At 72.0% G+C, this 20655-nt stretch carries 15 protein-coding genes; 4 read left to right on the top strand and 11 right to left on the bottom strand.

The window, feature by feature from the left end:
• Positions 1-28 precede the first annotated feature (28 nt).
• From FLW16_RS28635 to FLW16_RS28605, 7 genes are all read right to left on the bottom strand, one after another.
• Positions 29-634 (bottom strand): RloB family protein, encoded by a 606-nt coding sequence (locus tag FLW16_RS28635; protein WP_142563240.1) that lies wholly within the window; start codon positions 632-634, stop codon positions 29-31.
• Entirely contained in the window at positions 631-1908 is a 1278-nt protein-coding gene (locus tag FLW16_RS28630; RefSeq protein ID WP_260615662.1) for an ATP/GTP-binding protein, read from the bottom strand. The genes FLW16_RS28635 and FLW16_RS28630 overlap by 4 nt, the downstream gene beginning before the upstream one ends.
• Positions 1909-2017: 109 nt before the next feature.
• Complete coding sequence (treZ, locus tag FLW16_RS28625) at positions 2018-3715, bottom strand: malto-oligosyltrehalose trehalohydrolase (RefSeq protein WP_142563239.1); 1698 nt, start codon at positions 3713-3715, stop codon at positions 2018-2020.
• Between the two features lie 28 nt (positions 3716-3743).
• The gene (gene treY / locus FLW16_RS28620; RefSeq protein WP_142563238.1) at positions 3744-5954 is read right to left on the bottom strand and encodes a malto-oligosyltrehalose synthase; all 2211 of its coding nucleotides are present in this window, start codon (positions 5952-5954) and stop codon (positions 3744-3746) included.
• Between the two features lie 168 nt (positions 5955-6122).
• Entirely contained in the window at positions 6123-8279 is a 2157-nt protein-coding gene (gene glgX / locus FLW16_RS28615) for a glycogen debranching protein GlgX (RefSeq protein ID WP_142563237.1), read from the bottom strand.
• 308 nt (positions 8280-8587) lie between these two features.
• On the bottom strand, positions 8588-9334 hold the full coding sequence (locus FLW16_RS28610; protein WP_142563236.1) for an MBL fold metallo-hydrolase: 747 nt from the start codon (positions 9332-9334) through the stop codon (positions 8588-8590).
• Positions 9335-9390: 56 nt separating this feature from the next.
• A complete protein-coding gene (locus FLW16_RS28605; protein WP_142563235.1) occupies positions 9391-9762 on the bottom strand; it encodes a helix-turn-helix domain-containing protein in 372 nt (123 codons plus the stop codon).
• A 76-nt stretch (positions 9763-9838) separates the two neighbouring features.
• Here FLW16_RS28605 and FLW16_RS28600 point away from each other — a divergent pair, with 76 nt between their 5' ends.
• Positions 9839-10696: an SDR family oxidoreductase gene (locus FLW16_RS28600; protein ID WP_142563234.1), complete on the top strand. Its 858-nt coding sequence runs from the start codon at positions 9839-9841 to the stop codon at positions 10694-10696.
• On the opposite strand, the gene FLW16_RS28595 is transcribed toward FLW16_RS28600, so the two are convergent.
• The 3 genes from FLW16_RS28595 to FLW16_RS28585 all read right to left on the bottom strand — a co-directional run bounded on the left by FLW16_RS28595 (position 10697) and on the right by FLW16_RS28585 (position 16181).
• Positions 10697-14032, bottom strand: coding sequence for a BTAD domain-containing putative transcriptional regulator (locus FLW16_RS28595; RefSeq protein ID WP_142563233.1), 3336 nt, complete (start codon positions 14030-14032; stop codon positions 10697-10699).
• An 87-nt stretch (positions 14033-14119) separates the two neighbouring features.
• Positions 14120-15445: a sensor histidine kinase KdpD gene (locus FLW16_RS28590; protein ID WP_142563232.1), complete on the bottom strand. Its 1326-nt coding sequence runs from the start codon at positions 15443-15445 to the stop codon at positions 14120-14122.
• A 52-nt stretch (positions 15446-15497) separates the two neighbouring features.
• The gene (locus FLW16_RS28585; RefSeq protein WP_142563231.1) at positions 15498-16181 is read right to left on the bottom strand and encodes a response regulator transcription factor; all 684 of its coding nucleotides are present in this window, start codon (positions 16179-16181) and stop codon (positions 15498-15500) included.
• Positions 16182-16337: 156 nt separating this feature from the next.
• Between FLW16_RS28585 and FLW16_RS28580 the strand changes: the two genes are divergently transcribed.
• Positions 16338-16979 carry a hypothetical protein gene (locus tag FLW16_RS28580; protein WP_142563230.1) on the top strand — a complete coding sequence of 214 codons (642 nt, stop codon included), beginning with the start codon at positions 16338-16340 and terminating at the stop codon, positions 16977-16979.
• 27 nt (positions 16980-17006) lie between these two features.
• On the opposite strand, the gene FLW16_RS28575 is transcribed toward FLW16_RS28580, so the two are convergent.
• Positions 17007-17663: a DUF305 domain-containing protein gene (locus FLW16_RS28575; RefSeq protein ID WP_142563229.1), complete on the bottom strand. Its 657-nt coding sequence runs from the start codon at positions 17661-17663 to the stop codon at positions 17007-17009.
• 435 nt (positions 17664-18098) lie between these two features.
• Between FLW16_RS28575 and FLW16_RS28570 the strand changes: the two genes are divergently transcribed.
• Both FLW16_RS28570 and FLW16_RS28565 read left to right on the top strand, forming a co-directional pair.
• Entirely contained in the window at positions 18099-19103 is a 1005-nt protein-coding gene (locus FLW16_RS28570) for a LacI family DNA-binding transcriptional regulator (protein WP_030510556.1), read from the top strand.
• Positions 19090-20562, top strand: a complete 1473-nt coding sequence (locus tag FLW16_RS28565; protein WP_142563228.1) for a serine/threonine-protein kinase — start codon at positions 19090-19092, stop codon at positions 20560-20562. The genes FLW16_RS28570 and FLW16_RS28565 overlap by 14 nt, the downstream gene beginning before the upstream one ends.
• The last annotated feature ends 93 nt before the right edge of the window (positions 20563-20655 follow it).

Raw genomic sequence — 20655 nt, 5'->3', positions numbered from 1 at the left:
GCGTGCGCCTTGCCTGCCGGACCACGTCTCAGACGATTCCCAGTGCGACCAGCAGACGCCACACGTCGGTGGACGGATCGCGGCGCAGGATCGGACAGCCCGGGGCGTGTCCTGAGCGAGCGGTCCACTCACGGAAGGCGGCCGCCGCCTGCCGTAACTTGTCGACCACGTTCTTACTGCTGCCGCTCTGCGCCCCTGAGAACGCCTGAAAATGCAACAGCAGCCACAGGTCGAAGGACGGATGGGAGAACGCGAGCTCGATGCGGGACTCAGCCGCCGCCTTGATCGCCTGGGGAATGTCGTCCCAGCGATCGCGGTCGAAGAGCGCCCATGCCTCATCTTCCGCGGCCGCTGCTCTGGCTGCTTCCACAACCTGGGACGGGGTCATCCCGTTCCTTCGGTAGACCGGCTGAATACGAAAGGGCTGCCGCTCCCGGCCGTCGCCGTCGCCGAACTGCTCGTTCAGGTATTGCAAATAGTCCGGTTCCGTCGATTCGCCCTCGCATGCCACGTACAGCACGCGCACTTCCCGCCTACGCGACTCGGGCCTGCGCGTGAGCGGGCGCTCGTCGTCCAGCCGCCCGCGTCTTCTCCGTGCGCTCTGTTCCCTGCCGTCCTCGGTGCGCCTGCTCACGCCGTCGCCTTCGCCTCCTGCCGGGCAACCTCACGGACGATCTCACCCGCCGTCACACGCGGAATCCCACCGTAACGGCCACGGAGATAACCGCGCTCAAGGTTCTCCTCCTTGCGCGGCTTCGCCTCGCTCAAGGGGTACAGTTCAGTCTGCCCCGAGCGTTTCTTCGTGGTAATCCACACCTGGTCCCGGCCGAGTGGACGGTCGAGGACCGCGCTGCCGAGCAGGGTCGCGTCGTGTGTCGTGAAAAGCAATTGCGCGCCACGAGGATTGGCATCGGGATCTTGGAAGACGCGCACGACCTCCGCCGCGAGTGCGGGGTGCAGGCTCGAATCCAGTTCATCGACCACAAGAACCGAACCCTGATCCAAGACGGTAAGCATGGGGCCCAGGAAGGCGAACCAGGCGTGCGTGCCCAAGGATTCTTCCGAATAGAAATCCAGAGGGGCCTCGCCCCCATCTGACGTACGGTGCCAAAGCCTGATCTCTCCGGTATCCGGGTCCGTGTCGAGCCTGGTGATTCCCAGATCGGCCGACTGCAGGAGATCGACGATCCGTGCGTGGTAGTGATTCGTGAGCTCCGGATGCGTCAGCAGATGGCGTGTCGAGTTCGGCCGGGACTTGCGAATTCTTCCCGGCCAGACAGCGCGCAGGTCGCGCAAAAACCACCGGTGGATCGCGGACAACTGAGGATCGTTGAACGTGACGCCGGTGGACAGGAACAGCGCGTTGGGACGGGTGAACTTCACCAGAGCATCGCGTTCGCCCTTGAAACCCTCGCCTTTGAAGACGAACTCCCCGCCTTCCGATCCGGGCCGAGCCGCCTCACGGTCGAACCAGACGTTCCGGCGGCCGTGTGGGTAGGCGTGCAACCATTCCGCCTCCACACGCTCATCCGACAACTCGAAGCCGTAGGTATAACGGACCGGCTCCCGGCCAAGCACGAGGTCGACTTCGAAGAGGGTCGTGTTCTCACGGGCCCCGGCGTCGAGTTTGAACGGCTCCCGGGGCACCGCCTCCGGCGACTTCGCCCAGTCGGCGAATGAGTTCCGTACCGCCTCTCTCATTGCCAGAAGCGCGCTGAGCAGGTTGGACTTCCCAGAGGCATTGGCTCCGAAAACGCCCACCACGGGCTGCGCCAGGACATCGCGCCCCCGGTGGCGGAGGCCCGTCGATCGGGCCGTCCCCTCGTCGAACTCCGTGGCGATGAGCGACAGCTCCTGCTCATCCCGGATGGATCGGTGATTGGCCACCCGAAAGCGGAGCAGCACCACGATCTCCCCACCGGTGTCTAGTTCCCACATGTCATCTGCATCTTCACGCAGATTCTCTGCACGAACCAGCCTATGACACCGATTCTGCGGATGCCAGCTCGTCCGCCTGTCAGACCTCCGCGACGGCTAGGGAGCGGCCCGGCAGTTCGAGAACGTCGCCGGTCAGGCGGGCGGACTCGTCGGAGGCGAGCAGGAGCCGCGACGCGGCCAGCCGTACGGGCACCGGGCCTTCGGAGAAGTTGGCGGCGATCCGCAGCCCACCGCGTTCGATCACCACGACGCGCCGGTCCTCGTCCACCTCGACCCGCACCCGGTCCAGGCGGGGATCGGTGAGATCCGGATGAGACTTGCGGAGCGCGATGAGGTCGCGATACCAGCCGAGCAGCGAGGCGTGCTCGTCCTTGGCCGTCTCCTCCCAGTCGAGCTTGGAGCGCAGGAAGGTCGTCTCCTCGCCCGGTTCGGGGGCCTTCCAGTCGTAGCCGAAGCCCTCGAACTCCTTCCTGCGCCGTTCGCCCTCGCCCTCCGCCAGGTGCGGCTCGAAGTGGTCGGTGAAGAAGTAGAACGGGGTGGTCGCCCCCCACTCCTCGCCCATGAACAGCATCGGGGTGAACGGCGAGGTCAGCAGCAGCCCGGAGGCGAGGCGGAGCTGCTCGGGCCGCATGCGGTCGCCTTCGGGCCGGTTGCCGATCTGGTCGTGGTTCTGCGCGCAGCAGACGAACCGGTGCCCGGGAATCCCGGTCGCCGGCCGGCCGTGCGAGCGCCCCCGGAACGACGAGTAGGTGCCGTCGTGGAAATAGCCGGATGTCAGCACCTTGGCCAGGGACGACAGGGTGGCGAAGTCGCCGTAGTAGGCGTTGGTCTCCCCCGTGACGTTCGCGTGGATGGCGTGGTGGACGTCGTCGTTCCAGCTCGCGTGCATGCCGAGTCCGCCGGCCTCGCGCGGGGTGACCATGCGGGGGTCGTTGAGGTCCGACTCGGCGATGAGCGTCAGCGGTCGGCCCACGGCGGCGGACAGCGCGTCGACCTCGGCCGACAGCTCCTCCAGGAAGTGGACGGCGCGCTTGTCGTGCAGGGCGTGCACGGCGTCGAGGCGCAGCCCGTCGATGTGGTAGTCGCGCAGCCACTGCAGGGCGTTCTCGATGAAGTAGCGCCGCACCCCGTCCGAACCGGGCCCGTCCAGGTTGACCGCGTCGCCCCAGTAGGACCCCTTCGCGTCGTGGAAGTAGGGCCCGTACTTGGCCAGGTAGTTGCCCGAGGGCCCGAGGTGGTTGTAGACGACGTCGAGGATGACCCCGACACCGGCCCGGTGGCAGGCGTCCACCAGGCTCTTGAGCCCGTCCGGCCCGCCGTACTCCTCGAAGACCGCGTAGAGCTCCACGCCGTCGTAGCCCCAGTTGCGCTTCCCCGGCACGGGCGGCACCGGCATGATCTCGACGAAGTCGATCCCGAGGCCGACCAGGTGGTCGAGCCGGTCGGCCACTCCCCGGAAGGTGCCTTCGGGCGAGAACGTGCCGACGTGCAGCTCGTAGATCACCCCGCCGCGCAGGTCGCGGCCGTGCCAGTCCTGGTCCGTCCAGGCGAACCTGTCGTGGTGGTAGACCCGGCTCGGGCCGTTCACCCCGTACGGCTGCCGCCGCGTCCGGGGGTCGGGGAACGGCCCCTCGCCGTCCACGAAGAAGGCGTAGTCGAGGTCGTGCTCGTCGCCGGGGGCGGTCCACCGGCCGCCCTCGCCCCGCGACATCTCGTGCCGGGCGCCCCCGTGCTCGACCTCGACCCGCGCCGCCTCGGGCGCCCACACCTCGAACATGCGCATATCCCCCTATCGGACGGAGCCGTCAGCCTTCGAGAATCGCGACCGGACACGCGGACAGCAGGTCGGCCATCCGCACCTCACCCGCGTGCTCGGCGCCGGTGAGCAGGTCGCGCCAGCGCCCCTGCGGCAGCGTGATCGTGTCGCTCCCCCATCCGCCCCTGCGCTCCAGCCCGACCGGCAACCGGGTCGCGACCACGACGGCGGCCGTCCCCTGCCCGGGAACGCCCCGCGTGAACGCCACCGCGTGCTCCCCCGCCTCGATCGGCGCGTACGGCGCCTCGGGGTCGAGCCGCTGCCGCAGGCCGAGCGCGGCGGCGGTGACACGGATCTTCTGACCGTCCCAGCTGTCGTCGGGCTCGGCCAGCAGCCGGCGGCGCCGCTCGAAGTCCACCGGCCGCCGGTTGTCCGGGTCGACCAGCGAGAAGTCGGTGATCTCGTTGCCCTGGTAGACGTCCGGGATGCCCGGCATGAGGAGCTGGACGGCCTTCTGCCCCAGCGAGTTGACCCGGGCATACCGGTCCACGACCTCGGTGAACGAGGCGACCGAGTAGCCGCAGGCGTCGATGGCCCGCCGGGCGAAGTCCCTGATCCCCTCCTCGTACGCCGGGTCGGGGTTCAGCCAGGAGATCGACGTCTTGGCCTCGCGCGCCGCCTTGAGCAGGTAGTCGGTGAATCGGTCGAGAGGGATCGGCCAGGCCGCCATCAGCGACTGCCAGGCGAGGTAGTCGAGCTTGGGGTCGAACGACACGGCCGCCGACCAGGAGTCGACGGCCATCGCCCACTCCTCGGGCAGCTCCGACAGCACCGCGAGCCGGGCGCGCACGTCCTCCGACCGCTTGGTGTCGTGGGTGGACAGCGTGGTCATCGTCCGCGGCGGCAGCCCGGCGCAGAACTCGTGGAACTCGGCGGGCGACACCCCGAACCTGTCGGGCTCCCCGCCCACCTCGTTGAGGCAGGCCAGCGGATACCACCGGTAGAGCGCGGTGTCCTCCACGCCCTTGGCCATCACCGGCCCGCAGGTCTGCTGGAAGCGGGTGACCGCCTCGGGCGGGCCGTACAGGACGAGGTCGGCGACCTTGGCCACCGCGGCGGGGTCGGTCCTGGTGGCCGCCAGCCCGGCCGCCTCCTGGATGATCGCCTCGGAGTCCGCGGGCGGCTGCTCGCCCGGGTTCACGTACGCCCGGTAGACGGGCATCGCGGCCAGCAGCTCCACGACGGCCTCGCGCAGCTCCGGATCGCCGAGGTCGTCGGTCAGGCGGTCGACCTCTCCCCCGAAGAACAGGTCGATGACGTACTTCTTGGAGTCGTGCCGCACGGTCTCGTAGTCGTCGCGTACGCCGGTGTGGCGGCCGAACGTCTCGATCAGCGCGTCGCGGCCGGCCGGGTCGACGAACAGCCGGGTGATCATATTGAGCGCGTCATATCCGGTGGTGCCGTCGCACGGCCAGTCGGCGGGCAGTCGTTCGCCGTCGATGAGGATCTTCTCCACCCACAGCGGGCCGGGCACGTGCGGGCGCAGCCACCGGAGGTAGCCGCGGGGGTCGGCCAGGCCGTCCGGGTGGTCGACGCGCAGCCCGTGGATCACTCCCTCCTCGATGAGGCGGAAGGTGACGGCGTGGGTGGCCTCGAAGACCTCGGGGTCCTCGACGCGCAGGCCCATCAGGGACGACACGTCGAAGAACCGCCGATAGCCGGGGCTCTCCCGCCAGTGGGCCAGCCGGTAGTGCTGGGCCTCGAGCAGCTCCGGCAGCGGCAGGTGCTCGGTGCCCGGCCTGATCGGGAACGCGTGGTCGTGGTAGCGCAGCACCTGACCGTCCACGCCGTCGTCCACACGCAGCGCCTCGTCGGCGTCGTCGCCGAGCAGCGGCAGGGTGACCGGCCACTGGAAGTCGAACCACCGGGAGGCCGGCGACCCCGGGCCGTCCCGCAGCGCCGCCCACAGCTGGGCGTTGTCCGACTCCGGCACCGGCACGGTCATGTGGTTGGGCACGATGTCGGAGACCAGCGGCATTCCCCTGGCCGCCAGCGCCCGAAGGCCCTCCTCACCGCCGAACTCCTCGCGTACGCGGCCGTGGTCGGTCACGTCGTACCCGTGCTGGGACTCCCGGCAGGCCTGGAGGATCGGCGACAGGTAGAGGTGGCCCACCCCCAGGTCGCGGAGGTATCCGACGAGGCTCGCGGCCTGGGCGAATCCGAAGTCAGGCGTCAGCTGCACCCGATAGGTAGAAGTCACCGAACCGCCTTTCGCAGCGCGTTTCCGGAGGTCGTGTTCATAGTGCACGTCACGGGCGCGCCCCTGCCAGCACCGCGACGGGCAGGAGGAGCGCAGAATCGGCTCCCCTCCTGCCCGGCGTGACACGGACTAACGCCGAAGCGCACTCTATTCGCGCATCGGTGCTGGTCAGGACCCCAGCACGGGCCGGACTCTGCGCAGCACCCGCACCGACCTGCCGCTCACGGGCACGGCCTCGCCGGCCCTGCACACGCGCGACTCGCTCAGCACCGGCATCGCCGTGTCCAGCTCGGTCGCCCACAGCTCGCCGTAGTCGTCGGGGATCGTGAACTTGATGACCTCGTGGTGGGCGTTGAACAGCAGCAGGAACGAGTCGTCGCTGATCCGCCGGCCGCGCCGGTCGGGCTCGGTGATGGCGTCGCCGTTCAGGAACACCGCCAGCGCCTTGGCGTAGCCGTTCGTCCAGTCGGCGTCGGCCATCTCCGTGCCGGACGGCGTGAGCCAGGCGATGTCGCTCAGCTCGTCGTGCGACCCGCGTACGGGCCGGCCGTAGAAGAAGCGGCGGCGGCGGAAGACCGGGTGGTCGCGGCGCAGCCGGGCCAGGCGCCGGGTGAAGTCGAGGAGCTGACGCCTCTCCCTGGTTCCCGCGTCGTCCCTCGCGCCGGCCTCCAGGATCGTGCCCCAGTCGACCCAGCTGATCTCGTTGTCCTGGCAGTAGGAGTTGTTGTTGCCCTGCTGGGTGCGGCCGATCTCGTCGCCGTGCGACAGCATCGGCACGCCCTGCGACAGGAACAGCGTGGCCAGGAAGTTGCGCTTCTGCCGTTCGCGGAGCTGGGCGACCGGACCGGTGGCCGGGCCCTCCACCCCGCAGTTCCAGGAGCGGTTGTCGTCCGCGCCGTCGCGGTTGTCCTCGCCGTTGGCCTCGTTGTGCTTGTCGTTGTACGACACGAGGTCCTGGAGCGTGAAGCCGTCGTGACAGGTGACGAAGTTGATCGACGCGGCCGGGCGGCGGCTGTCGTCCTGGTAGAGGTCGCTCGACCCGGTGAGACGGCTGGCGAACTCCGGTAGCGCGGCGGGCTCGCCCCGCCACAGGTCGCGGATCGTGTCGCGGTAGCGGCCGTTCCACTCGGTCCAGCGGGCCGGGAAGTTGCCGACCTGGTAGCCGCCCGGGCCGACGTCCCACGGCTCGGCGATGAGCTTGACCTGCGACAGCACCGGGTCCTGCTGGACGAGGTCGAAGAACGCGCTCAGCCGGTCGACCTCGTGCAGCTCGCGGGCGAGGGAGGCCGCGAGGTCGAAGCGGAAGCCGTCCACGTGCATGTCGCGCACCCAGTAGCGCAGCGAGTCCATGATCAGCTGGAGTGCGTGCGGGCTGCGCATCAGCAGGCTGTTGCCGGTGCCGGTGGTGTCCATGTAGTAGCGCCGGTCGTCCTCGACCAGCCGGTAGTAGTTGGCGTTGTCGATGCCGCGCATGGACAGGGTCGGGCCCAGGTGGTTGCCCTCCGACGTGTGGTTGTAGACGACGTCGAGGATCACCTCGATGCCCGCCTCGTGCAGGGCCTTCACCATCGCCTTGAACTCCAGCACCTGCCCGCCGCGCTGACCCGAGCTGGAGTAGGCGTTGTGCGGCGCGAAGAAGCCGATCGTGTTGTAGCCCCAGTAGTTGGACAGCCCCCGCTTCTCCAGCATGTGGTCGGTCACGAACTGGTGGACCGGCATGAGCTCGATCGCGGTGACGCCGAGCGACGTGAGGTGGTCGATGATCTCGGGGTGGCCCAGGGCGGCGTAGGTGCCCCGGATCCGCTCAGGGATCTTCGGGTGGCTGATCGTGAGGCCTCGCACGTGCGCCTCGTAGATCACCGTGTCGTGGTACGGCGTGGCCGGCGGCCGGTCGTGTCCCCATCCGAAGAACGGGTTGACGACGATCGACCTCGGCACGTACGGCGCCGAGTCGCTGTCGTCCCGGCTGTCCGGCTCGCCGAAGCGGTAGCCGTACACCGCCTGGTCCCAGTTGACCGAGCCCTCCACCGCCTTGGCGTACGGGTCGATCAGCAGCTTGTTGGGGTTGCAGCGCAGGCCGTCGGCGGGCGAGTAGGGCCCGTGGACGCGGTAGCCGTACCGCTGGCCCGGCCCCACCCCGGGCAGGTAGCAGTGCCAGACGAAGCCGTCCACCTCGCTCAGCGAGACGCGCTCCTCGTTGCCGTCGTCGTCGAACAGGCACAGCTCGACGCGCTCGGCCACCTCGGAGAAGAGCGCGAAGTTGGTGCCCGCTCCGTCGTACGTCGCCCCGAGCGGATAGGAATCCCCCGGCCAGATCTCCCTCACTGGACCTCCTCGCCCTCCGGCTCGGCGGTCATGCCGGGAAGATCCCGGAGCCCACCGGCTCTATGGTTGCGCTCGCCCACGGTCCGTACCCTTCCCGGAACGCCGTGTGCGAGATCGTGGTGCTGAGTGTCGTTCACAAGACATCGTGCCTGCCCAGAAAAGGCTCCGACAGTCCCGCCACGTTAACTGCGTGTATGGCAACGGGTTGAACCGCTCATCAGCGAGCAAAGTGCCGGTGACCTGGACCGACTCGCCGCGGACGGACGTGGGCGTCCACCCCGTCCGTCACGCACCGCAGCCGCCGTGGCTCACCCGGGGCCGGGCGCCCCGGCGAGACCGCGTACGGCGCCGATCGCGCCGGCGACGCGGTCGCCGGTCGCGGTGGGCCCGTGGGCCGAGGCGATCGCGATGATCTCCATGGCCGCGAGCCGGTCGACGTGGCGGCCGAAGATCCGCGGGTCGAGCCAGCGGTGCCAGGGGCTGAGCCCCGCGCCGAAGGCGCGCACGGATTCCAGGTAGTCCTCCAGCGGGAGGTCCCCCGCGTCCGCGGTCGCGACCGGCACGTCGGCGCCGAAGCAGTCGGCCGCCCAGTAGACCCCGCTGCGGTCGTCGTACAGCCCCCGGGTCGCCGGCGCGTCGTAGAGCGGGGACCGCACCGCGGTCAGCCGCCGGTCGCCCGCGTCGAACGACTCGTCGGCGGCGATCGGGCGCGTACGGCCCGGCGGCGGCGCGAAGCCGCGCCCCGGACGCGGGGGCGAGCCGGTGACCAGCGTCGCGGCCGGGCACATCTCCAGGGCGACCTCCAGGTTGCCCGCGTGGTCGGGGTCGTCGTGGCTCAGGAAGATCCACCGCACGTCGCGCGGCTCGACGACGGCGAAGACGTCCTCGGTCCAGCGCTTGCGGTGCTCGGCCGCGCCGGTGTCCACGATCACCGGCTCGCGTCCGGTGATGACCATCGAGTCGATGTGCGCGTACCCCGCCGCCACGGGTTCGATCACCGGGACGAGCACCACATCGGGCGCGATCCGCCAGGGACCTGTCGGCTGTGTGTCCATGCTCCACAGGCTCGACGGACGGTCTTGTTCCGAACTTGGCGCGGGCTTGCCCGGGTTCAGCGTCCCTCGTGGCGCTCCCGGGCGGAGACGACCTCGGGCATCCGCTCCTCCGCCCAGGCGAGGAGGGGAAGCAGGCGCTCGGCGGCCTCGCGACCGAGCGGGGTGAGGCTGTATTCGACCCGGGGCGGGATCGTGTGCTCGGCCTCCCGCAGCACCATGCCGTCGCGTTCCAGTGCCTGGAGGGTCTGGGACAGCATCTTCTCGCTCACGCCGTCCACACGGCGGCGCAGCGCGTTGAAACGGTAGGGCCCCTCGTACAGGGCCGCAAGCGCCAGGATCGCCCACCGGCCGGTGATGGTCTCCAGCACGGTGCGCGAAGTGCACTTCCGTGAGAAGACGTCGGCGACGAGCTCCTCGAACTCCTCCATGGCCGTCAGCTTACGCTCTTGAAGTACTTTCTGATAGAAAGCACTAACCGAAGGAAAGCACTGTGGAGGAGAAACCATGATTGTCGTGACCGGAGCCACCGGACACCTCGGCAGGCTGGTCGTCGAGGAACTCGCCGGGCGCGTGCCGGCCTCGCGGATCGTCGCGGCGGTGCGCAGCCCGGAGAAGGCGGCCGACCTGGCCGAGCGGGGCATCCAGGTGCGCGAGGCCGACTACGACCGGCCCGCCACGCTGGGACCGGCGTTCGAGGGCGCCACCAGGGTCCTGCTCGTCTCGGGCAGCGAGCCCGGCCGGCGGGTCGACCAGCACAAGGCCGTGGTGGACGCCGCCCGGGCGGCCGGCGTCGAGCTGCTCGCCTACACGAGCATCCCGCGCGCCGACACCACCCCGCTGGGCCTCGCGCCCGACCACAGGGCGACCGAGGAGTACATCCGCGCGAGCGGGCTGCCCTTCGCCTTCCTGCGCAACGGCTGGTATCACGAGAACTACGTCGCGGCGGCCTGGCAGGGCGCGCAGAGCGGCGTCATCCCGGGCAGCGCCCGCGACGGCCGCGTCGCCTCGGCGGCGCGCGCCGACTTCGCCGCCGCCGCGGCCGCCGTCCTGGCCGGTGAAGGGCACAGGAACGCGGTGTACGAGCTGACGGGCGACGTCGCCTGGAGCATGCCGGAGCTGGCCGCCGTGGTCTCCGAGGTGTCCGGCACGCCGGTCGAGTATCGGGACCTGCCCGTCGCGGAGTACGCCAAGGCGCTGGAGGCGAACGGCCTGCCCGCACCGGTCGCGGCCCTGTTCGCCCAGGTCGACGCCGACATCGCCGACGGCTGGCTCGGCGACACCCCCGGCGACCTGTCCCGCCTCATCGGCCGGCCGACCACACCGCTGCGCGACACCCTCGCCGAAGCCCTGAAGAACGCGTGATCACTCGCCGTTGAGCAGGGCCAGGATCGGCTTCTCGTAGAGAGCGGCCCCGGAGCGGCGGACGAGAGCGAGCGCGGCGCGCAGGCGGGGGCCCGCCGCCTCGCGGTCGTCCCGCGCGAGCGCCAGGCGGGCCAGGCACAGGTCGGTCACCGACCAGCCGAGCAGGCGGCCCTGATGAGGAAGCAGGTGGGACAGGAGCAGGTCGTGCAGCGCCGCCGCCGCGGCCGTGTCGCCCAGGGCCAGGCACACCTCGCTCAGCAGGTCGGGGATGAACCGGTAGGCGATGTCGCCCCGCATGCCGGCGAAGCCGTCGTGGGCCAGCCCCGCGAGGACCTCCGCGGCCTCGTCCCTCCTGCCGAGGTCGAGCAGGGCCGCGCAGCGCAGCACCCGCCATCCGGGCTGGCCGGGCCGCCGCGCGAGCGCCTCCTCCGCCAGCGAAAGCGCCGCCGCCGCGTCACCCCGGATCCGCGCCGCCAGGCAGCGGAACACGCGGGCCCGGCTCTCGGCGTGGTCGCGGCCGAGCGCGCCCTCCGGATGGAGCCGGGCCGACTCCTCCGCCTCCGCCAGGGCGCGGCCGGGATCGCCGCGGAGATGGGCGTGGATCGCCGACAGCCAGGCGGTGAGGCTGAGCAGGGCGGGCTGCCTGATCCTGCGCGCGGTGTCCGACAGCCACGTCAGGAGCCGGCCCGCCCGCTCCAGCTCGCCCTGTTTGACCAGCTCGACGTGCTCGGCCTCCAGCGCCAGCCATTCGGCCACCAGGTCGCCGGTCCGGCGGGCCACCTCGGCCATCTCGTCGATGGCCGCCTGCCGCTCGGCGTGCCCGGCGACCCCACGCGAGAGGATCTCGTACGCGCTCAGCGCCCGCAGCAGCGAGCCGTCGTCCCCTCGCAGGCGGGCCTCCCGTACGGCTTCGGCCGCGAGCGCGCAGCTCTCCTCGACGGGCCGGCTGAAACAGCCCGTGACGGCGAAGGCCGCCAGGAGCTGGGACCGCCAGGGCGAGCCCTCCCCCTGGCTTCGCAGCGCCCGCTCGATCCGCCCGGTCAGCGCGCCGCCGGCGGCCCATTCCTCGTACATCGCCCACGACAGCGGGTCGGAGAACCCGAGCGCGGCGCGGGCCAGCCGGTCGTCGTCCCCGAGAGCGTCGGCGATCTCGGCCGCCTCCTCCAGCGAGGCGTGGACCTGCGTGCTCATCCCGGCCGCCGACTGCGCCTCGGCGAGGCCGAGCAGCAGGTCGCACCGCAGCGCAAGGCTCTCATTCGAGGCGGCCACCGGCAGCTGGCCGGTGAGGGCGACGGCGTGCCCCAGGTGCTCGACGGCGTCCTCGTAAGCGAACTGGGCCATGGCGTGGGCGGCCGCCTGCCGGGCGTACTCGATCGCCTTGGCCGCCATGCCGGAGATGACCAGGCCCTCGCGGTAGTGGTGCGCCAGCTCGGCCAGGTGCGTGCCGCGCCGTTCGAGCACGGCCGCGATGCCGGCGTGCAGGCGGCGCCTGCGCAGCGGGGCGAGGCCGTCGCGCAGCACGTCGCGGACGATGTCGTGGGCGAACCGGTAGACGAGGTCGTGCTCGGTGAGCAGGCGCGCCCGGACGGCCGCGTCGAGCACGTCGAGCACCTCGTCGCGCGGCACGTCCATGACGTCGTGCACCACGTCGAGCAGCACGTCCAGCGGGGCGTCGCGGCCCAGCAGCGCCGCCGCCGACAGGACGCCTGGGGCGCCTGGCGGCATCGCCGCCATCCTGCCGCGCAGCACGTCCGCGACCGCGCCCGGCACCTCGCCGCGGTCCAGGTGGACGAGCTCGCCCAGGAAGAAGGGGTTGCCGCCGGTCCGCCTCGCCACCTCGGCCGCCCGCGTCGCGTCCGCGCCCGCCCGCCGCAGATACTCGGCGATGGCGTCCTCGCCGAGGCCGCCCAGCGTGATCCGCTCGACGTGCGGGAGCCGTACGAGTGTGGCGAGCGTGCGGGCCAGCGACCCGCTCACCTCCGTGTCGCGGTACGTCGCGATCACGGTCAGCTCCCGGCACGCCCGCGTGGTGGCGAGGAACTCCAGCAGGCGCAGGGACGAGGCGTCGGCCCACTGGAGGTCGTCGAGGACGACGAGCACCCTGCCATACACCCTGCCGTTCACCCTGCCGTGCCTCGCGGCGTGCGCCGCGGCGTGCTCCGCGACGAGCCGGGCGAACGCCTCGTACAGCGCGAACTCCCCGGTCGCGCCGAGCATCTCGGCCAGTTCGCCGTGCCGTCCGGTGAGCTGCCGGACGGCCTGGGCCCAGGGCCAGAACGGCGGCGCGCCCGTGCCGTCCCAGCAGCGGCCGAAGACCACCACGGGCGCGTGCGCCGCGGCGTCCTCCGCCAGGCTGGTCTTGCCGATGCCCGGCTCGCCCGCCACGAGCACGATCCGCGGGCCGTCCGCGGTGACGGCGCGGCGCAGGGCGCGCGTTTCGGCGGCCCGCCCGATGAGCCCGCCCTCCCCCCGTCCTGGATCGTCCGTGCCCGCCTCGGGCACACGGGTCGCAGTGGGCACAGGGGTCGCGGTGGGGGCGGGGTCGCGGGGAGTCGCGGGCGGGGGCGGTGGCGTCAGCGCGGGGTCCTGCTCCAGGATCCGCCGCTCCAGCTCGCGGGAGCGCGGATCGGGGTCCAGGCCGAGCTCGCCGACGAGCAGCCGGCGGCCCTCGGTGAGCAGGGCGAGCGCGTCCGCCTGACGGCCGGCCTGGTAGAGGGCGTGCGCGCCGAGCCTGCGCAGCCGCTCGCGCAGGGGATGCGCCGCCACGAGCCTCGTCAGCTCGGGCACCAGCGCCCGCCCGAACCCGAGCGCGAGCTCGGCCTGGGCCACGTCCTCGACGACCGAGAGCCTGAGCTCCGCGAGATGGGCGATCTCGTCGCGCGCCCATGGCTCGTCCTCGAACCCCGCCAGCGGCTCGCCCCGCCACTCCTTCAAAGCCAGGCGGAGCCGTCCGGCGGCCTCCGCGTGGTCGCCCGCCTCCAGCAGCCGCCTGCCCGCCGCGACGGCCGCCGCGGCACGACCGAGGTCGAAGCTCTCGGGCGGCAGCTCGATCGCGTACCCGCCCGGCCTGCTCAGCAGCACCGACGGCTTCGCCCTGCGCGCCCGGCCGGGTTCGAGCACGCGCCGCAGCTTCGACACGTACGCCTGCACGGTGTTGACCGCCCCCGGCGGCGGCTCCTGCTCCCACAGCGCGTCCACGATCCTGGCCGTGCTCACCGGACGCGGCGCCGCCAGCACGCACAGGGCCAGCACCGCCCGTTGCTGGGACGGCCCGATGTCGAGCGGCGTCCCCCCGTCGTCGAGCACGACGACCGGGCCGAGCACGCGGAACTCCAACGTGATCCCCTCCGGTTGCGGTCCCCCGAATGTATCCCGCGACAGTAGGAGTTTTCGGACGATCGGCGGACGATCCGCAACAAAAGGTCAGTGCCGGAAACCGCGGGCAGGGGTGCGCCGCAGCAGACGGCGACGCGGGCCGGCCGCCCGGCCGTCGGTGTGCAGCCACAGGTTGACGCCGGTCCCCCCGAGCGCCGAGGGCTCGATCCGCACCCCGCCGCCCGTCGACTCGGCCAGGCGCCGGGCGATGTCGAGGCCGAGCCCGGTGGAGCCGGCCCCGCTGTTGCCCCGCCGCAGCGCCTTCTCCGGATCGGGGATGCCCGGGCCCGCGTCCGCGACGAGGATGCCCACCATGCCGCTCCCCCGATGCAGGGTGACGCGGAAGGCCGTGCCCTGCGGCGTGTGGCGGAAGACATTGCCGAGCAGCGCGTCGACCACCGCACCGAGGTCGGCCGCGGCGACCGGCACGGGGCTGGGCTCATCCGCGCCGACGAGCTGCCAGGGCCGCGCCTGGTCCTCGGCCAGCGCCGACCAGAAGGCGAGCCGTTCCCGCAGCACGAGCGCGGCGTCGCAGCGCGCCGGCACGGCCCGGGACGGCCGCCTGGCGGCTTCGATGATCTCGTCCACGGCCTGTTCGAGCCGGTCGATGGCGAGCCTGCGCTGCTCGGCCTCGGGGCCGGTGCCGCCGACGTTGAGCCGCAGCGCGGTCAGCGGGGTGCGCAGCCGGTGCGACAGGTCGGCGGCGAGCTCGCGCTCGGCCGCGAGCAGTCCCGCCACCTGGTCGGCCATCGCGTTGAACGCGCGCCCGGCGGCCACCAGCTCGGGTGGGCCGTCCGGGACGATGCGCACCGTCAGGTCGCCCGCCCCGAGGGCCGCCGCCGCCTGCCCGAGCCTGCGGGCCGACCGCACCACCCGGGCCCCGAGCCGGTCGGCCACCACCACCGACCCCACCACCAGGGTGACCGCGACGCCGGTCAGCACGGCCCAGGAGGTGGACACGCCCTTCCTCGCGTCCGCCTCGGGTGCGTACACCTCGATGACGGCCCGCCGTCCGCCGCCCAGCGCGACCGGCCTGAGCAGCACGTATCCCTTGCCGACCGGCACGGTCCTGGCGCTTTCCGCCGCGCTCGCAACGTCGGCGGCCGTGACCCGGGAGCGGCCCACCGTGCCCCCGCCGGGGAGGTGGACGGCCAGGCGGGAGGTTCCCGCCGGGGTGCTGGCCAGGGCGCGCTCCAGCGCGACCGCGTCGTCGGTCACCACGAGTGCGGGCACGATCGTGGCGGCCTGGCGCTCGGCGTCCGCGAGCGCGCGGCTCTCCGCGATCTCCTTGACCGCCACGGCCAGCGGGATGAGGAAGGCCAGCGCGACCATCGCCGTCACGGCCACCGCCACCAGGGCCAGGCTCCGTCTCACCGCCGCTCCCGCTCCGGGGCCAGTGCCGTCATCGCGGTCCCCGCTTCGGGACTCAGCCCTCGGCAGGGGGGCTGAGGCGTACGCCGACACCCCGCACGGTGTGCAGATATCGGGGACGGGACGCGCTCTCGCCGAGCTTGCGCCGCAGCCAGGACAGGTGGACGTCGATCGTCTGGTCGTCCCCGTACGACTGCCGCCACACCTCGGCCAGCAGCTCCCTGCGCGAGATCACGCGGTCGGGACGGGCGGCGAGGTAGGCCAGCAGGTCGAACTCCCGGCGGGTGAGGTCGAGCGGCGCGCCGTCCAGGCGGGCCTCCCTGCGGTCGGCGTCCACGACCAGGCCGCCGACCCTCGCGACCGACGAGGGCGCCCCGGGCCTGGCCCGGCGCAGCACGGCCTCCAGGCGGGCGTTGAGGTGATCTCCGGAGAACGGCTTGACCAGGTAGTCGTCCGCGCCGTCGCGCAACAGGCGGACGATCTCGGCCTCGTCGTCCCGCGCGGTGGCCACGATGACCGGTACGTCGGAGATCGCCCGGAGCATCTTCAGCGCCTCCGCGCCGTCGAGGTCGGGCAGCCCCAGGTCGAGGACGACCACGTCGGGGGCGAGGTGGGCGATCTCCCGCAGGGCGTCGAGCGCCCGGCCCGCGCTGCGGACCGCGTGGCTGCGCCCGGTCAGGTCGCGGATGATCGCGGACCGGACGAACTCGTCGTCCTCAACCACCAGAACGGTCGCCATGGGGCAGAAACGTACACTCCCGGTTGGTACGGCGTCCCGGGAAGAGCGATCCGAAACACGCGGATTTGCGGCTATTTAAGGCATGCACAAATCCGTAGAGGTTGACCGAAAAGGATCGAGCGGCAATTCAGGTCACGGGATAGAGTGAGCCGCCACATGAGAAGGACCGCCGGTTACTTGATCGCCTGGTGCGGGGCCACCGCGCTCGCCGTCGGCGTGTCCTGGCTCGGCGTGCGCGACGTGCTGCGCAGCGCGATCCTGGACGAGGCGCCCCTCGCTCCCGTGGTGGCCGTCGCCGCGCCCCTGTCCGCCTCGCCCGGCATTCCCGTCCCCACTCCGCAGGGCACCCCGGGCGGCGGAGCCTCCGGCGGCATGCCCGAGGAGCCGTCCGAGGAGCCGCCCGGGCAGCCGTCCTCCGCCGGCGCGACGCCCGGCCGCCGGTCCCCCTCCCGGCCCACCGCCGCTCCGGCGCGGACCACACGGACCTCCCCGGCGCCGCGCCCGGTCCGCGCCACGCGGCCGGCGAGATCGACGGAGTCCTCGCCCACCGCCCGGCAGCGCAAGGCCGCCGGCGGGGAGAGCCTGCACACGTTCACGCTGAAGGGCGGCCGGGCGACGATCGCGGTGACCTCCACGGACTGCCGCGTGGTGACGGCGACCCCGAACGACGGCTACGAGGTCAAGGTCTGGGAGACCGACCAGTGGCTGCGCGTCGCGTTCCTCCGGGACGCCCATGAGTCGTCGGCCTTCTGCACGTGGAACGCCCTGCCGCCCAGGCTCGACACGTACGAGAACTGAGGGGCCCCGGCCGTCCGGCAGGGGAACTCAGTCCAGGAGGGCGCGGTACTTCTTGAGCTCCTTGACCTCGGCGCCCAGCGACGTGGCGGTGGCGACGGCCAGCGCCTTGGCTCCCTCGAAGGCGCCGTCGGCCTGCTCGGCCCGGGCGAGCTTGATCGCGCCGTTGTCGTGCTCGATCATCAACGTCACGTACTTCCGGTCGAAGGACGGGCCGTTCAGCTTGGCGAGCGCCTCGATCTCGGCCCGCGTCTGCGTGCCCGGCATCGCGTGGTCGGGCGGCAGCGGCTCCGCGCCCCACATGTCGAGCCAGCCCTTGAACGTGCGCATGTCGGTGTCGCGGGCCGCGGCGACCTTCGCCGCGAACTCCCTGACCCACGGGTCGCCGGCGTGGGTCTGCGCGAGCCTGGCCATCTCCGCGGCCTGGAGGTGGTGCGGGACCATCTGCCGGGCGAACGCCACGTCGGCGGCGGTCGCTCCGGCGGGCGGCTTCGCCGCGCCGGTCTCGTCCGGCGTGGCGCTGGGCGCGGACTCGGGGCTCTGCGTGGCCTCGGGGCTCGGCGGAGCCTCCGAAGCGGGGGGCGCCTCGACGGTGGTGGCGGGCGAGGCCGCTACCGGAGCGGGCGAGGCGGCCCCGCCCGCCAGGTCCGGCGCGCCGCATCCGGCGAGCAGGGCCGTCGCGAGCACGCCCGTTAACGCTCCCGGTAACGCGGCCGTCACACGAGCCGTCACAGCGGGAAGCCGGCGGATAGTGGTCGTCACTGGAGGGCCTTTCCGGTTCTGGCTGGCGGACGGACGCGACGGCCCCCGGGGCCGGGCGCGAGCGGATCCGTCCGTGATCCCTTGCCGCAGGACCCTACCGCCGGGCGGCGACTCCGGCCGCCCCGCTTGGCGTTACGGCATATTTACGGTGATTATCGGACAAGCTGGGCATCACGTGTCAAAATTCCCATTCGCTTCCCTGGATCACCCCTGTGCTCTAGCCTCCAACTGTGCCAAAGCCGAGCGAAACTCTACGAAAGGTTTCACACCGAGGAAACCTCTGTTGACACGAGCGAAACAGTGATACTTTCGCTTGGGAGCGCTCCCAAGCCGTGTGAACCTTCGGGCCGAGGAGACCGGATGGCCGATCTTCCCACCCTCGCAGAGGTAGCCGCCGCAGCCGGCGTCTCCCCGGCAACAGCTTCCCGGGTCTTGACCGGCTCGGTACGCGTGACCACGTCGACCCGCCGACAAGTCCACGACGCGATGTCGCGTCTGGGCTATGTACGGCGCCGCGCCCCCAGGGGATCCGCGGGCAGGCGGGCCGAGCAGATCATCGCCGCGGTCGTCTGCGAGCACAGTCCACGCCTTTTCACCGAGCCGTTCTACGCCAGGCTCCTGTCCGCCTGCGAGGAGGTGCTGACGACGCACGGGGTCCCGATGGTCGTGATGACCGCGACCCCTGCGACCGCCTCCATCGCCGCACCGCCGCTGGTCGCGGGCGCCGTCGACGGCGTCCTTCTGATCGGCGCACGCGCGCGGCACCCCCTCGCGGTCACGCTGGCGGCCTCGGGCGTCCCGGTGCGCTGTGCCGGGCGGCCGCCAGACGGCATCGACCTCCCGTTCGTCGACATGGACAACCGTGACGGCGGACGGCAGGCGGCCGAGCACCTGCTGCTCAACAACCGCAAGCACATCGCCACCATCGCCGGGCCGCCGACCCTGCCGGCCGCCCGCGACCGGCTGGAGGGCTTCCGGCAGACGCTCCGCGACGCCGGTGTGCTCGACATGCCCGTGGCGTACGGCGACTTCACCCATGCGTCGGGCGCGCACGCCATGCAGTGGCTGCTGCAACGGGCGCCGCACCTCGACGCCGTGTTCGCGGCGTCGGACGTGATGGCGGCCGGGGCGATGCAGACGCTGCGCCGCGCCGGGCGGAAGGTGCCGGACGACGTGGCCGTCATCGGATACGACGACGCGCCCGTGGCCAGGCACACCTCGCCGACACTGACCACGGTCAGGCAGCCCGTCGAGGAAATGGCCACGCTCGCCGCACGACTGCTTCTCATGACACTCGGGGACGGGGACAATCCCAAGGGCAATCCGGTGCTGCCCACGGAACTGGTGGTTCGTGAATCGGCCTGAGCTTCGAGAAGGCGACGTCCTGACCCGTCGTTATCTGCTCCAGGAGCGGATAGCGACGGGCGGGATGTCGGTCATCTGGCGTGCCTTCGACCAGTCACTTCAGCGCATGGTCGCGATCAAGGTGCTGGACGGCTCGCTCGACGACGACAACCCCGGACGGGAACTCATGCGCCGGGAGGCCAGGGCCACCGCCCGGCTGATCCACCCGGACGCGATCGAGGTCTACGACTACGGCGAGACGGTCACGAACGGCGGCAGGCTGGCGTCCTTCGTGGTCATGCGCCTGCTGGAGGGCCGGTCGCTGGCCGACCGGATCATCGAGGGCCCGCTGCCCTGGGCCGAGTCGGTGGAGATCGCCGCCGGGCTGGCGAAGGTGCTGGCGGCGGCCCACGACCGGGGCATCGTCCACCGGGACGTCACCCCGGAGAACGTGCTGCTCGCCGACGACGGGCCCAAGCTGCTCGACTTCGGCATCGCCGCGTTCATCGGCGAGGCCGACGACCAGCTCGTCGCCGACTTCGGCACGCCGCCGTACGTCGCGCCCGAGCGGCTGAAGGGGACGACGGCCGACCCGGCCGTGGACGTCTACGCGCTCGGCGTGCTGCTGTTCGAGATGCTCACCGGCTCCCTGCCCTACCCGGAGAAGACCTGGGAGGCGATCGAGGCGGCGCGGCGGGAGGGACCGCCGCCGGCGCCCGAAGGGGTGCCGGGCCTGCCGCAGGAGGTCGCCGACCTGTGCCGGCGCTGCCTGTGCCCCGACCCCGTGGACCGGCCGAGCGCGCGGGCGGTCGCCGCCGCCCTGACCACGGTGAAGAAGCCGCCAGGACCACGCGGGGCCGGCTGGGGCGCCGCCGCCGTCGGGGCCGCGGCCCTGGGCGGCATCCTCTGGTTCACCCAGACGCACGGCCCGGAGGTCGGAGCCGCCGCCGTACTGCCCAGCCCCTCGCCCGCGCACGCGCAGGCCACCGCCTCGCCGCCGCCGCGGGTCGAAGCCGTCGCCGAACCCCGGCATACGGTCGCGCCCGTCGCGGATCCTGTACGCACGGCAGCGCCGGCCCGGCACCACCCCTCCCCCTCGATCAGCGTCAAGGCCGTCAAGAAGGACCGGCACGCCGAGGACACCGTCAGGCGGCCGAAGACCTCGGTCACCCGCAAGTCCGATGTGGCGCCGCTGCCGCTGGCCACCACGGCCGCGCCGCCGCGCATCGACACCGCGGTCCGGCAGTTCAACCTGCTGGTGGACGGCGCCGAGGCCACCCACGACATCGACGACGACGTCGCGCTCGACCTCAAGCAGGTGCTGCGCAACGCCGTCGCCAGCGGTCAGGGGCTGCCCGCCGTACGCACCAAGGTCGAGGTCCGGTATCAGGAGGGACGGTTGCCGTCCACGCTGAAGGGGGAACTGCTGGCCGCGCTCGACCGGGTCGAAGCCGCCCTCACCCAGGCCAGCGACACCTGAAGTGGGAGCGCTCCCAGAACAACCCTCTGTTGAGTTCGGTCAGGACCGAAAGTCCGAGCGCGTCCGTTAAGCGTTCGCCTCGCGACCGAAATC

Source organism: Microbispora sp. KK1-11 (assembly GCF_006874435.1).
GTDB classification, from domain to species: Bacteria; Actinomycetota; Actinomycetes; order Streptosporangiales; family Streptosporangiaceae; genus Microbispora; species Microbispora catharanthi.
This window is presented reverse-complemented; position numbering and strand designations above follow the sequence as displayed.